The following is a 13194-nucleotide window of genomic DNA, read 5'->3' as shown; positions in this document are numbered from 1 at the left end:
CCCCGTTCCCGCGATGGATCAGTGGTCGTGCTCGTGGTCCTCGTCGAAGTCCGCGACGCCGCGCTTCCAGTAGCCGGTGATGTCGTAGTCGGCCTTGTCCAGGCGCAGTTCGTCGCGGACCCAGCGGCGCAGCGGCTTGATCTGCCCGGCCTCGCCGGCCGCCCAGACATACGCCCGCTCCCCCTCGGGAACGGTGACGGACATCGCGGCCCGGGTCAGAGCGCCACCGGAGCCGGCGGGCGCGCCGTCGCGGTGCAGCCAGCGCACCTCGACGCCCTCCGGCGCGGAGAGCTCGATCTCCTCGGCGGCGTCGGCGACTTCGACGAACGCCCAGCCCTTGGCGGTCCTCGGCAGCTCCTCCAGCCATCGCGCGACGGCGGGCAGGGCGGTGAGGTCGCCGACGAGCAGATAGCGGTCGTAGCTGTGCGGGACGATCAGCCCGCCGGGCGGTCCGGCGATGTGAATGATGTCGCCGGGCTGCGCCTTGTCGGCCCAGCAGGAGGCGAGCCCGCCCTCGTGGACGGCGATGTCGATGTCGAGCTCGCCGGTGAGGGAGTCGTAGCGGCGCACGGTGTACTCGCGCGAGGTGGGCAGCGGCCTCGGCCAGCGCAGCATCACCCCGTTCCGCTCGGGCAGGCGCAGGGTGCCGTCCGGTTCCCGGAAGATGAGTTTCACGTGCTCGTCGGGTGCGTGGGCCTCGAACCCCTCGGTGCCGGGCCCGCCCAGCGTCACCCTGACCAGGCCCGCGCCGACGGCGGTGGTGCGGACGACTTCGGCCTCCCGGATGCCGATCGGGTAGCCGACCTTCTCGGCGTGCAGTCCGGCGCGCACCTCGGCGATCCGGTCCAGGTGGCGTGCGCGGTGGTCGGTGCGGCTCATGCGGCCTCACCCGCCAACAGCTTCTGCCAGTGGCCGAGTTCGGGCAGCTCGAAGAGGTCGGGGAACTCCAGGGTGGTCGCCCCCGCCGCGCGCCAGCGCTCCACCAGGGCCATGATCCTCATCGAATCGAGACCGAGGTCGACCAGGTTCTCGTCGGCCGCGATCTCACCGGGCTCGCAGCCCAGCAGTTCGGCGATGTCGGCCCTGACACGGTCGGGCGACAAGGTCTGGCTCATCGGAGTACTCCTCAGTGGGTCGGCGCCGACGACGGGTCGGAGCGAGAGTGACGGTGCCTACGGGGCCGGGGGCGGCGACGCACGCGTGAACACCCGACCGGGGCAGGGCCGTTCACCGGGCGCGCGAGGGCGCGCGCGGCCCGCCGACGGGCACGACGGCCTGCGGCGCAGATGACGGAATCGGCCACATCCCCCCTCCAGCCGAGGCAAGGCTAACCTAACATCGACACGCGCGACACAGGCAGTCCGTCCGTCAACCGGGCCCCCCGAAAGCGCAGTTCAGGCACCAGCCTCACGACCCGAACCCCGCCGCCCTCCTGCGCGAACGCTCAAACTTAGGTTACCCTCACCTAACCTACCGTAGGTGTCGCTCCGGATGAAGGCCCGCCGCAGGCGTGCCGCCGCGCCGAACCGGCGCGGCTCCCCAGCGCACCCTCATCCCTGGCCCCGCCCACGGGGCCATCGAGAACGGAGTCCCCGTGTCGACGGCATCCCGAGTCGCCGCGCCCATACCCACGGCCCACCCGGCCACCGGGGCGGCCACCTCTCTCCTGGACGCCTACGCGCCCGGCGACCGCTTCCTCGCCACCCCCGGGCGCACCCTGCTCGCCCGGGGCACCGCACTCCAAGTGCCGCACGGCGCACAGCCGGTGGAGCGGCGTGTCGCGGACACCCTGGCAGCGGCCGCCGACGCCGGACAGGATTCGCCGGTGGTGATGGGCGCGATCCCGTTCGACCACACGGAACCGGCCGCCCTGAGCGTGCCCGCCGCGCCGCGCATCGCACCGCCGCTCACCTCCGACCCCCTCATCGCCCTGCCCTCACCGGGGACGGACTCCCCCGGCTGGGAGATCCGGCCGGTCCCGGAGCCCGAGGTCTACGCGAAGGGCGTGGCGTCGGCCGTGGAGCGGATGTGGCGCGGCGAGTTCAGCAAGGTCGTCCTGGCGCGCACCCTCGAACTCACCTCGCCCGCACCGCTGGACGTGCCCGCGATGCTCCAGCGCCTGGCCCGGCGCGACCCCGCCGGCTACACCTTCGCGCTCCCCACCGGCCCAGACCGCACCCTGATCGGCGCCAGCCCCGAACTCCTCGTGTCGCGCCGGGGCCGCCAACTGGTCGCCAACCCCCTCGCCGGGTCCGCCCCACGCAGCGACGATCTGGCCGAGGACGTCCGCCGGGCCGCCGCGCTCCTGGAGTCCGCGAAGGACCTCCACGAGCACGCGGTCGTCGTGGACGCCGTGCACCAGGCACTCGCCCCGTACTGCTCGGGGATGACGGTGCCGCCCCGGCCGACACTGATCCGCACCGCCGCCATGTGGCACCTGTCCACCACGGTCACGGGCACGCTCGCCGACCCGGACACCTCCGCGCTCGCCCTGGCCTGCGCCCTGCACCCGACCCCGGCGGTGTGCGGGACACCGACGGCGACGGCCCGGCAGGTGCTGACCGAGACCGAGCCGTTCGACCGGGGTTACTTCACGGGCATGGTGGGGTGGGGCGACGCGAACGGCGACGGGGAATGGGTCGTCACCATCCGCTGCGCCGAGGCCGACGAGCGCACGCTGCGCCTCTACGCGGGCGCGGGCGTCGTCGCCGCGTCGGAACCCGAGGCCGAGACCGCCGAGACGGCCGCGAAGTTCCGCACCTTCCTGAGCGCGGTGGGAGCCGATCTCTGAGCCGCCGTTTCCCGGACCGCCGTTTTCCGGCCGCCCGTTTACGCGGTCACGGCGGCGGGCTCGCCCAGCCGGGCGGCCGCCGTCCGCCAGGCGGCGGTGACCGCGAGCCGGGCCTGGGCGGTGGCCGCAGGGCCGTCGCCGTCGAGCCGCAGCGCCGGCCCGACGTGAACGTGCAGCCGGGGGCGGCGCAGCGGGGCGGTGGCCAGGCCCGCGAGTTGTTTGGCGGCCGAGCCGGAGGTGACGCGGCGGGCCCCTGCCTGGCCCACCGGGATGACCGGAGCACCGGTACGGTGCGCGAGCCGGGCGAGACCGCGGTGGAAGGCGCCCGGCGCCGCTTCGGCCGCGTCCGCCCGGTCCGGCAGCCCGCCCTCGGCGTAGATGAGGATGTGCCGGCCCCGTTCCAGCGCCTCCTGGGCGAGGACGACGGCCCGGCCCGCGCGGGGGTCCCCGCGGTGGACGGGGATGTGCCCCTCACGCGCCAGGGCGCGGCCGAGCACGGGGACGCGCCAGAGCCCGGCGGCCGCCATGACGACGGGCCGGGCGCCGAGGCGGCGGAGCGCGGCCAGGACGATCACGGGGTCCGCGAGCGAGGTGTGGTTGGCGGCGATGATGCCAACCGGGGGCAGGACGGCATCCGCGTCGGCGGTGAGCGTCAACCGCCCGAAGGCGGGCACCAGTTGACCGGCAAGGCGGCTGAGCATCGGGATCTCCGGTTCACTCGGGCGGAGTTCCATCGTTCCGCGCCGAACGGCCGTCCGACTGAGCGGTGATACTCAGCCGCCGTGGGTATCCGGACAGCCTCGCTCACCCTCGTACGACGTCCGCGAGCACCGTGGTGACCAGCTTGCCGACCGCCGCCGCGTCCGGTGGCCCGGGGTCACGGTCCGCGAAGAGCAGGTGGCCGCCCCCGGCCAGGGAGAGGGTGAGCGAGTCGATGTCGGCCCCGGCCGCCACCCGGCCCAGCGCGCGCTCCTGCGTGAGGTAGCCGGAGACCGCCGCCGTGATCTGCGCGAGAACCGCGATGCCGCCCCCGGGTGTCGCCTGCCGCAGGCGCGCGCGCAGCTCGTCCCGGAAGGTGATGAGGGGGATGATCGCCACCGGCACGGGGCCGAAGAGACCGGTCAGCGCGTCGGTGAGATTGCCGGCCACGGTACCGGTGCCCGCGCGCTCTCCCAGCGTCCGCGCCCGCGCGTCCAGGTCCGCCGCCCGGTCGAGCACGAGCTCGGTGAGAAAGGCGTCGAAGTCGGCGAAGTGCCGGTGCAGGACGCCCTTGGCGCAGCCCGCCTCGTCGGTGACGGCCCTGCTGGTCAGGCCGTTCGCGCCGTCCCGCAGCAGGACGCGCTCGGCGGCGTCGAACAGCTGCTGCCGGGCGTCGCGCAGGTGCACTCCGGTCGGCACGTACCCACTCCTCACGTCGTCCACGGCTCTGCCGCACCTTGGCGTGTGGGCGCTTGCCCACTAAGGTGACCGCATGCCCACTCTACCGCGGGAACAGCCCGCTCCCCGGCCCCATGAGTCCCGGCGCACCGCGGAGTCCTTCGGCACGGACGCAGGGCGCTACGACGAGGCCCGCCCCGCCTATCCCGACGACCTGGTGGCCCGGGTGGTCGCCGGGAGCCCCGGCCCGGACGTGCTCGACGTCGGCTGCGGTACCGGGATCGCGGCCCGCCAGTTCCGGGCGGCCGGCTGCGCGGTGCTCGGCGTCGAACCGGATGGCCGGATGGCCGGCCTGGCCCGCGCGCACGGTGTCCGCGTGGAGGAGGCGACCTTCGAGGCGTGGGACCCGGCGGGCCGGACGTTCGACGCGGTGACCGCCGCCCAGTCGTGGCACTGGGTGGACCCGGCGGTGGGCGCGGACAAGGCGGCCCGGGTGCTGCGGCCGGGCGGGCGCCTGGCGGTCTTCGGGCACGTCTTCGAACCGCCCGCCGAGGTGGCGCAGCCGTTCGCGGAAGCCTTCCGCCGGGTGGCGCCGGACTCACCGTTCAGCGGTCAGCCGGCCCGGCGCCCACTGGACGCGTACCGGGCGGGGTACGCGAGGACCGCCGAACAGATCCGCGCGACCGGGCACTTCCGCGAACCGGAGCAGTGGCGGTTCGACTGGGAACGCCCCTACACCCGGGACCAGTGGCTGGCCCTGCTCCCGACGACCGGGGGCCTCACGCGGCTGCCTCCCGACGGGCTGACGGAGATCCTGACGGCGGTCGGCGACGCCATCGACGCGCTGGGCGGCCGGTTCACCATGGAGTACGTCACCCTGGCGACGACCGCCGTGCGCATTTAGCGGACCAGGTCCGGGGCGCGCAGCATCTCTTCCGGGATGCCCCACGCGTCCACGAGGCCGGCCGCGAGCGGCCGGACCTTCCGGCAGAGGTCGTTCACCTCGCGGCTGATCGCCTTGGAGCGCTGGACGGTCAGCCGGCCGTGCTCCATGAACCAGGCCCGGTCCGCCTCGATGACCGAGAGCGCGAAGAGGTCGCACAGCAGGCGCAGCGCCTCCTTGTTGCCGCCGTCGGGCAGGGTGCGCACCTTGTCCGTGAAGGCCTCAAGGACGAGCCGTTCGACGTGCGCGCGGGCGACGGCGATGACGTGGTCCTGGACCCGGGAGAAGACGGTGCCCGGATCCTCGTGCTCGTCCATTCCGCGCTTCAGCCTGCGGGCCACCCCGGCGAGCATGTGCTCCTCACGGAAGCGGACCATGGCGAGCTGGTACTCCGGGTCGAGCAGCCCGGCCTCCCGGTCCCACTCGTCACCGCCCGGCAGCAGGTCCCGTACCCGTTCGAGGAGCTTGTGGGCGGAGGTCTTCTCCAGGACCGTCTCGACGGCGAGCCCGGCCACATGGCGGACGGTCCCGAGCTGGTCCAGGTCCTCGAACTCGCTCGCGTAGTGGGTGAGCAGGCCCTTGGCGACGAGCTGGAGCAGGACGTGGTTGTCCCCCTCGAACGTGGTGAAGATGTCGCTGTCGGCCTTGAGCGCGGCGAACCGGTTGACGCTGAGGTAGCCGGCGCCGCCGCACGCCTCGCGGCACTCCTGGACGACCCGGGTGGCGTGCCAGGTGGCGAGCGCCTTGGTGCCTGCGGCCCGGGACTCCAGGAGACGCCGGGCCCGCGGGTCGTCCCCCGTGCCGGAGAAGACGTCGTGCAGCCGGGTCCGTAGGGCGTCCTGCGCGAAGTGCAGCGCGTAGGTACGGGCGAGGAGCGGCAGCAGGCGGCGCTGGTGCAGTCCGTAGTCGAGCAGCAGCCGCTCCTCCTTGTCCGGGGCTGCCGCGAACTGCCGCCGCCGCACGGCGTACTTGGTGGCGACGGCGAGGGCCACCTTGGCCGCGCCGACCCCGGCTCCGGCGACGCTGACCCGGCCCTGCACGAGCGTGCCGAGCATGGTGAAGAACCGCCGTCCGGGGTTCTCGACCGGGCTCTCGTAGACGCCTTCGGCGGTGACGTCGGCGAACCGGTTGAGCAGCGCCTCGCGCGGCACGCGCACCCCGTCGAAGCGGATGCGGCCGTTGTCGACGCCGTTGAGGCCCATCTTGCGCCCGTCGTCCTCGATCCGGACGCCGGGCACCACCTCGCCGTCCTGCCGGACCCGCACGACGAAGGCGTGCACCCCCTCGGCCTTTCCGCCGACCTCCAGCTGGGCGAAGACGACCGCGAGTTCCGCGTGCCGGGCGGCGTTGCCGATGTAGTCCTTGCACGCCTCGTCGTCCGGGGTGGTCAGGACGAACTCCCCGGTGCCGGGGTCGTACCGCGCCACCGTGCCGAGCGACTGCACGTCGGAGCCGTGCCCGGTCTCGGTCATCGCGAAGCACCCCATCAGGCGGCCGGTGATCAGGTCCGGCAGATACGCCTCGTGGTGGCGACGGGTGCCCAGCTGGAGGATCGCCCCGCCGAAGAGCCCGAACTGCACTCCCACCTTGACCAGCACGGACAGGTCCCCGAAGGCAAGCGTCTCGAACGCGGCGATGGACGCCCCGATGTCCCCGCCCCCGCCGTACTCCTCGGGAAACCCCATCCCGGTCTGCCCGGTCGCGGCCATCTCGACCACGATCTCCCGCACCCGCTCGCGATACGCGTCGGTCCCGAGCTCCTCGGCCTCCTCCAGCACGGAGGCGTACGCGACCAGATTGCTCCGCACGAGGTCGCGGACCCCGGCGTACTCCCCGTCGAGCACCCGGGTCAGCGCCCGGACGTCGACCTCGGGCTGTACGTAACCCCCACCGGCGAATGTGTTCTCAGTGCCCATGCCGTTTCGCTACCCCGCCCCGCGACGGTCAAGCGACCGGCCGGGGCCGCACCGGCCCGCAAACGCACCGCCGCCGGGTCGAAGACGGCTTCGGCGTCTTCGATCCGGCGGCGGCGAGTGGTCCGCGAGCGGGCGGTCAGTGACCGACCATCGCGGTCGGGTCCGCCGCCTTCACCTTCCGGCGCGGCAGCAGCAGCGCCGGGATGAGGCATACGGCGATGAGGATCGCCGCCACCAGGAACACCGAGGCGAACGCGTCGCCCATCTGGTCCTTGATGCCGTCCGGGGTCCTCGCGGTGATGTCCTTGAGGCCGTTGGTGAGGAGCACCGAGAACAGGGCGGTGCCGATCGAGGCGGCGACCTGCTGGACGATGTTCATCAGCGTCGAGCCACGGGCGACCGTGTGCTCCCTCAGGGTGGCCAGCGCCGACGCCATGATCGGCATCATGGAGGCACCCATGCCGAGGCCCATGATGAAGAGCGCGGCGATGATGTACGTGTAGGACGTGTCGGCGGTGAGCTGCGTGAACATGCCCATGCCGATGGTGATGACCGCGATACCGGTCATGACGATCTTGCCGGGTCCGATGCGGTCGGCGAGCATGCCGGCGATCGGCATGGTGATCATCGCGCCGATTCCCTGCGGGGCGAGCAGCACGCCGGAGTCGAGTGCCGACTCCCCGCGCACCTGCTGGAAGTAGAGCGGGAACAGCAGGCTGGCGCCGAAGAACGCCATCGCGAACAGCGACATGGCGATCACGGCGACGCTCAGGTCACGGTTCTGGAAGAGCCGCAGATCGATCAACGGGTGGATGTTGGCGGGCCGCAGCGCCCAGGGAACGAACGCGGCGACGAGCACCAGACCGATGATCGCGGGAACGAGGACCTTGGCGGCCCAGACGGTGCCGGTCTCCGGGATGGAGGAGACGCCGTACAGGAAGGACGCCAGGCCGGGCGAGAGCAGGAGCACGCCCACCCAGTCGAAGGTCTCGGACGGCTCCACATTGTCCTTGGGCAGCACGAGCGCCGCGTACACGAGCGCTATCGCACCGATCGGCAGGTTGATCAGGAAGATCCAGTGCCAGGTGGCGATGTCGATCAGCCAGCCGCCCAGAATCGGGCCGAAGATGGGGCCGAGAAGCATGGGAATGCCGAGTACGGCCATCACGCGGCCGACCCGCTCGGGGCCTGCGGCACGCGTCAGGATCGTCATGCCGAGCGGCATGAGCATGCCGCCGCCCAGGCCCTGGATCACCCGGAACGCGACCAGCATCTCCAGGGAGTTGGCCGCGGCGCACAACGCCGACCCGGCCGCGAACAACGCGACCGCGAGCAGATAGAGCCGTTTTGTCCCGAACCTGTCGGCGGCCCAGCCGGTGAGCGGGATGACGCTCGCCAGTGCCAGGGTGTAGCCGGTCATCGTCCAGGCGACCTGTGCCGAGGTCGCCTCGAACTCCTTCTGGAACGTCTGCAGTCCGACCGAGACCACGGTGATGTCCAGGATCGACATGATCCCGCCGAGCACGACCACTCCGGCCACGAGGAGGACCTTGCTGTCCAGCTTGTCACTGGAGGCGCCCCCTCCCCCGGGAGGGCTCGACTCGTCTTTTTGCAACGTGGTCATGACTCACCTTTCGGAGAAGCTGCGGGGCCACCCGGCGCCCGCTCGATCTGTCCACCCCCCGTGACCTCCGGCTGGTGGCAACGGTGCGCTCCGGCGGGCATGGATACGGAATCCGCCCTTCCATCGGGCGGTCAGAGCTCCACCGGGGCACGGTCCACGACGGACGACTCACCGGGCGGGATTCATGCGATCCGTTGTGGAACATGAATGTACCAGCGCCGGTAGGCCAGTATCTTTTGGATTGATGACAAGAAACGTGCACCTTCGCGACCGCGTCGCGGTCGCGATCCTCGACGCCGCCGCGACGCTGCTCGCCCGACGGGGCGAGAGCGTCAGCATGGCGGACGTCGCGGCGGCCGCCGGCGTGGGCCGCACCACTCTGTACCGCCACTTCCCCAGCCGCGAGACCCTGCTGGACGCCCTGTCCCAGGAGGCGTGCGCCGAACTGATCGGCAAGCTGGCGGACGCCGGCCTGGACCGTGTCGCCGTGCCCGAGGGCCTGGCGCGGGTGAGCCGGATCGCGATGGGCCAGGCCGCCAAGTACCAGGCCCTGATGCGCATCCACGGCAAGCCCGCCGTGCCCGACGAGACCGCCCGCCGACTCATGGCGCCCCTCACCGCGCTGTTCGTCCGGGGCTCGGCCGACGGCACCTGGCGCACGGACCTCGGCCCGGACACGCTCCTCGACCTCTACAGCGCGCTGCTGCAGGGCGCCCTGGGTCAGGCGCTGCACGCCAAGCTGGGCGTGGAGCCCGCTGCCGCCGCCGTCACGTCCGTCTTCATGCACGGCGCGGGCACCCGGTGCCCGGCGAGCGAGGACCTGGTGAACAGCCCCTCACCGGCGGGCTTCTGAGGCACGGAGCCCGCCCCGTTCGTCAGCCGGCCGCCGCGCTCCAGCCCTCCTCCGTGGCGACGTACAGCGCGCCCCGGTGCAAGTCGATGCTGCTGGGTCCGGTGGCGTTCCCCGTACGCGCGAGCGCGCCGGGGCCGCGGAACGCGGCGTGGGCGACGCGGAAGGCGCGGGGCTCGGCGCAGCTGAGGGTGCGCAGCCGCCACGGCTCGTCGGGCGCGGCCGGGAGGGCCAGTTGGAGCTGGGCCTCGGCGGGGTGCTCCGTGCCGTGGCCGGAGCGGGCGGCCGTCCAGGCGGCCATGACTAGGGCGGCGTCCCGCGGCGGCTCCGGGGTCCGGGGCGTTCCGGTGAGCGGGGAGGGCGTTCGTACGGGATCCTCGTCGGCCTCGATCAGGTCGTCGCGCCCCTTCGACCTGAGGATTCCCGCGAAGGTGCGGGAGAGGACCGGGCCGCCCCGGTCGGCCCAGGCACGGATCAGGTCCCGGAAGGCCGCCTCCCGGTCCGCGCGCGGTGCGGAGCCGGCGGCGACGATCGCCGCCCCCGCCCCCTCGAAGACCCGGCACAGCGCGCGTACGGGGACATGGTCGGCGTGGCCGGGATACCGCACCGAGCGGATCTCCCACATGACGTGCCGCAGCAGCACGGCGGCGGCATGCGCGTCGGCCCCCAGCTCCCCGTCCCGCGGCGGCGGGTCGATCCGCCCCGACCGGTCACCGCGCGGCGGCGTCACGGCGTCGGCGCGCCGGCCGGCGGCGGAGCGGTGCCAGGAACGGTCGTCGCACCAGTACTCGGCGGCTTCCGCGCGGAGGCGGCCACCCGCCCCCAGGGACACGCCGATGCCGTCGGCCCGGGGGGCGAGGACCGCGCCCTGCCTGTCCGACAGGTCGAAGGCGGCCTCGGTGACGCGGTCCAGGGCGACGTTCAGCAGGGCGGGGTCCGCGCCTGCGTGCTCCTCGACGGCGAATCTCCGGGGAACGGCCAGCTGGAGCAGGGCGGTCAGCTCCCGTCCGGCGCGTTCCACTCGCAGATGGCTCACTTCGGCCGCCGCCAGGTCGTAGTCGGGGAGCAGTTCCTCCACACATGCCCTGGTCAGCGCCCGGGGCAGGGGTGCCATGACGTGTCCGCGATAGTCCCGGCCGGGGACGTACGGCTCGGCCCGGGAGAGGAGCGGGCCGATGTCGTACCCGGCGACGGCGGCCTGTTCCCTCATCCACCCGCGCCGGCGCTCGCTGATACCGGCCATCCACTTCAGGGCGGCCAGCGCCCGCCGTTCGCGCTTGTGCGCACGGGCCGAGTGCGCGGCCCAGAAGAGCGGGAAGAGGTTGTTGTCCCATACGTCGGCGGCCGCGCGGATCGTTTCCCGGTCGTACCAGCGGGCATCGGCCGCCGCCTCCGCGATCTGGAGCACCGAACGGTCCAGGAGCGCCGCCAGAACGGCGATGGCCGGGGCGTCGTTCACGCCTTCGGGGGAATCGCCGGGAGTCGGCGGGATCGCGGGGGATGTCATGCCCGCGATCGTCGCACGAAGCGACCTCGGGGCCCCGACCGCGTAAGCCGCACCTCCGTCGCTGACCGGAGAGACAGCGACGAGAGGGCGGGGGCTCGGCCCTGGCCCACGAGGGCCGGAGACATGGCGGATTCCGGCCCTCTCGTCTTCGAGTGAGCTCGTAGGTCTCGGCATGCCCCTGAGCCGCGTACGCCCAACTGCACCAGCCACCCCGCCGCGCCCGCACGCGGAGCTCGGCGCCAGGCGTGCGACCTCAGCGGGGCGGGCGGGCGTCGAGCTCGTCTCCGGCTTCGCACAGGGCAGGCGCGGAGCCCGGCTCGCCTTCCGACGGCGCCTGCTCGAAGTGGCGACGCCGCCAGTACGGGTTGTCGTGAGACAGCTTGCTGGAGACACGGCCGTACATCCCGAACGTGGCGATGACCAGTCCCATGACGAAGCTGAAGATCACGTTGGTCATGCCGAAGTCGAGGACGTTGGCAGGCCGGTCCAGGACGAAAATGTGCGCGAAGCCGCTCAGCACGAACAGGCCGCCGACTGTCATGTTGAGGACGGAGGCGAAGTTCCCGCCGATGACCGCCCCGGCGAGCAGCGCCACACCGACGACGGCGGAAATGGTGCTGAGCGCGACGTTGGTACTCATGCCGGCGATCGTGTCGCCCCCCGTGTCGAAAGGGCTCAGCGCATCGGCGAAGCCGAGAGCGGCGAAGACCAGCAGGACGATGCCGCAGAAGCCCGCGCCGTAGCGGTAGACCGTGGCGAGATGGTGATCGACGGGAAGTTCCTCTTTTAGCTTCATGCACCTATTTCCACCCATCTGTACGCAATGGATGCATACACCGGGTCGGTGCTGATCCCTGGGCGTGGCGGCCAGGGGAGGAGGGGCCGCGGAGCACCGCCGGTCTGCGGCCGGTCGGCCGACATCGGCAACGAGCGTCGGCCCGCTTCCGTGCACGTGCCGCTTGCTCCACGCTCCGAACCGGTACGTGCGCGCCCGGTCCGCGCGCCTCATTCAACTGCCCGGCGCGATCGCCACGGCCCACGAGTGCGGATCCGTATCCGTCTCCTCCGCGGGGCCGCTCGCCTCTGTGACGGCGCCTGCCGGGCAGCCGATGCGAACTTCCGCCCGGTTGTGGGACGGAACGGTGCATCCGCCGCAGCTGCCGAACGCGAAGTACGGAGTGACGACCCTGCGCGGGCGGCCTGCGCCGCGAGGTCTTCCGGCTAGGAGACGCTCATGCACGAGATGGCGACAGAGCAGGCGTTCGGCGCGCTCGGTCCGCACCGGGGCGGAGACGAAGCCCGCCCGGCACCGCCTTCGGCGACCGAGGCGATTCCACTGACCTGGGGCACGCTGGGCCTGGAGACGATGGCGTCGCTGCTCGTGGTGTCCATGGACCGCCTGAGCAGCCGGTGCTACGCGGCCCGGTGCCAGTGGCCCCGCCTCCACCCCCTCAACGACCGTGCGGTGACCGCCGTACCGCACCATCCCCTGATCATGCTGGAGTCCACCCGGCAACTGGCCACCGCTGTGGAACTCGGTCGTCCCGCAGTGGGTCGCGCGACGCTCGAAGCCGTGTCGGTGAGCCTGGGCCTGCGTCTGCGGGCGCGCCCCCTGGAGCGCGGCAGTGCCACCGACGTGGCCGTACGGGTGAGCGTGAGCGACCTTGTGACCGATGCGGGTGCGCTCGTCGCGCACCGTGTCACGGCGGAGTACCTCCACGCGGGCGAGCCGTTCGGGTCGTGCACCATGCGGCTCGTCCGCTCGGCGGACACGGCAGCGCCCTGGGACGAACCGGCGGAACCAGGCCTCCTCCATCCCTCGGCCGCAGCCGTCGGCGCCGCTGCCGAAAGCGACGTGATGCTGGCGCGGGCGCCCCGAGGACACCTCGTGATCGCCCCACGCGATCCCGGGCACCCGGTGCTCCTGGCCGGCCGGCCGGAGCATCTGCCCCTCGCCGCGGTTCTGGAGGCCGGACGACAAGCGGTCCTGCTCAGCAGCGGCATGTCGGCCAGCGCGGTGGTGGGGCTCGAAGCTGACGTGCGTACGCGGGTGCCGTTGCACGGCGCGCGCATCGAGACGAAGGCGGAAGCGGGCGCTTCCCGGTTCCTCGTCACGGTCGCGGGCCGCCTCGCCGCGACAGGCACGGTCATGTTGTGGGGTCCGTGATCGATCGAGGGGCACGGTG

At 72.7% G+C, this 13194-nt stretch carries 12 protein-coding genes; 4 read left to right on the top strand and 8 right to left on the bottom strand.

Features of this window, described 5'->3' with window-relative positions; all coding sequences use genetic code 11:
* Nucleotides 1–18: 18 nt before the first annotated feature.
* Together ACZ6C6_RS06350 and ACZ6C6_RS06345 are read right to left on the bottom strand one after the other, a co-directional pair.
* Nucleotides 19–879: a siderophore-interacting protein gene (locus ACZ6C6_RS06350; RefSeq protein WP_469199659.1), complete on the bottom strand. Its 861-nt coding sequence runs from the start codon at nucleotides 877–879 to the stop codon at nucleotides 19–21.
* Nucleotides 876–1115 (bottom strand): phosphopantetheine-binding protein, encoded by a 240-nt coding sequence (locus ACZ6C6_RS06345; RefSeq protein ID WP_469199657.1) that lies wholly within the window; start codon nucleotides 1113–1115, stop codon nucleotides 876–878. Before ACZ6C6_RS06345 ends, ACZ6C6_RS06350 begins: the two co-directional genes overlap by 4 nt.
* Nucleotides 1116–1594: 479 nt before the next feature.
* Here ACZ6C6_RS06345 and dhbC point away from each other — a divergent pair, with 479 nt between their 5' ends.
* On the top strand, nucleotides 1595–2791 hold the full coding sequence (gene dhbC, locus ACZ6C6_RS06340) for an isochorismate synthase DhbC (RefSeq protein ID WP_469199655.1): 1197 nt from the start codon (nucleotides 1595–1597) through the stop codon (nucleotides 2789–2791).
* Nucleotides 2792–2829: 38 nt separating this feature from the next.
* On the opposite strand, the gene ACZ6C6_RS06335 is transcribed toward dhbC, so the two are convergent.
* Together ACZ6C6_RS06335 and ACZ6C6_RS06330 are read right to left on the bottom strand one after the other, a co-directional pair.
* Nucleotides 2830–3492, bottom strand: coding sequence for a lysophospholipid acyltransferase family protein (locus tag ACZ6C6_RS06335; protein WP_469199653.1), 663 nt, complete (start codon nucleotides 3490–3492; stop codon nucleotides 2830–2832).
* Nucleotides 3493–3595: 103 nt separating this feature from the next.
* Nucleotides 3596–4189, bottom strand: coding sequence for a TetR/AcrR family transcriptional regulator (locus ACZ6C6_RS06330; protein WP_469199651.1), 594 nt, complete (start codon nucleotides 4187–4189; stop codon nucleotides 3596–3598).
* Nucleotides 4190–4262: 73 nt separating this feature from the next.
* Here ACZ6C6_RS06330 and ACZ6C6_RS06325 point away from each other — a divergent pair, with 73 nt between their 5' ends.
* A complete protein-coding gene (locus tag ACZ6C6_RS06325; RefSeq protein ID WP_469199649.1) occupies nucleotides 4263–5072 on the top strand; it encodes a class I SAM-dependent methyltransferase in 810 nt (269 codons plus the stop codon).
* Here the strand turns inward: ACZ6C6_RS06325 and ACZ6C6_RS06320 are convergent.
* Nucleotides 5069–7027 carry an acyl-CoA dehydrogenase family protein gene (locus ACZ6C6_RS06320; protein ID WP_469199647.1) on the bottom strand — a complete coding sequence of 653 codons (1959 nt, stop codon included), beginning with the start codon at nucleotides 7025–7027 and terminating at the stop codon, nucleotides 5069–5071. The genes ACZ6C6_RS06325 and ACZ6C6_RS06320 overlap by 4 nt on opposite strands.
* A 136-nt stretch (nucleotides 7028–7163) precedes the next feature.
* A complete protein-coding gene (locus tag ACZ6C6_RS06315) occupies nucleotides 7164–8651 on the bottom strand; it encodes a DHA2 family efflux MFS transporter permease subunit (RefSeq protein WP_469199645.1) in 1488 nt (495 codons plus the stop codon).
* Between the two features lie 244 nt (nucleotides 8652–8895).
* Between ACZ6C6_RS06315 and ACZ6C6_RS06310 the strand changes: the two genes are divergently transcribed.
* Nucleotides 8896–9504: a TetR/AcrR family transcriptional regulator gene (locus ACZ6C6_RS06310; RefSeq protein WP_469199643.1), complete on the top strand. Its 609-nt coding sequence runs from the start codon at nucleotides 8896–8898 to the stop codon at nucleotides 9502–9504.
* Nucleotides 9505–9526: 22 nt separating this feature from the next.
* Here the strand turns inward: ACZ6C6_RS06310 and ACZ6C6_RS06305 are convergent, their stop codons facing one another.
* Nucleotides 9527–11008 carry a hypothetical protein gene (locus tag ACZ6C6_RS06305; protein WP_469199641.1) on the bottom strand — a complete coding sequence of 494 codons (1482 nt, stop codon included), beginning with the start codon at nucleotides 11006–11008 and terminating at the stop codon, nucleotides 9527–9529.
* 253 nt (nucleotides 11009–11261) lie between these two features.
* The gene (locus tag ACZ6C6_RS06300) at nucleotides 11262–11804 is read right to left on the bottom strand and encodes a DUF4383 domain-containing protein (protein ID WP_469199640.1); all 543 of its coding nucleotides are present in this window, start codon (nucleotides 11802–11804) and stop codon (nucleotides 11262–11264) included.
* Between the two features lie 438 nt (nucleotides 11805–12242).
* Between ACZ6C6_RS06300 and ACZ6C6_RS06295 the strand changes: the two genes are divergently transcribed.
* On the top strand, nucleotides 12243–13175 hold the full coding sequence (locus tag ACZ6C6_RS06295) for a hypothetical protein (RefSeq protein WP_469199638.1): 933 nt from the start codon (nucleotides 12243–12245) through the stop codon (nucleotides 13173–13175).
* The last annotated feature ends 19 nt before the right edge of the window (nucleotides 13176–13194 follow it).

Source organism: Streptomyces sp. NPDC041814 (assembly GCF_055590565.1).
The sequence above is the reverse complement of the archived record's forward strand: the minus strand, read 5'-3'. Positions and strand labels throughout refer to the sequence as shown.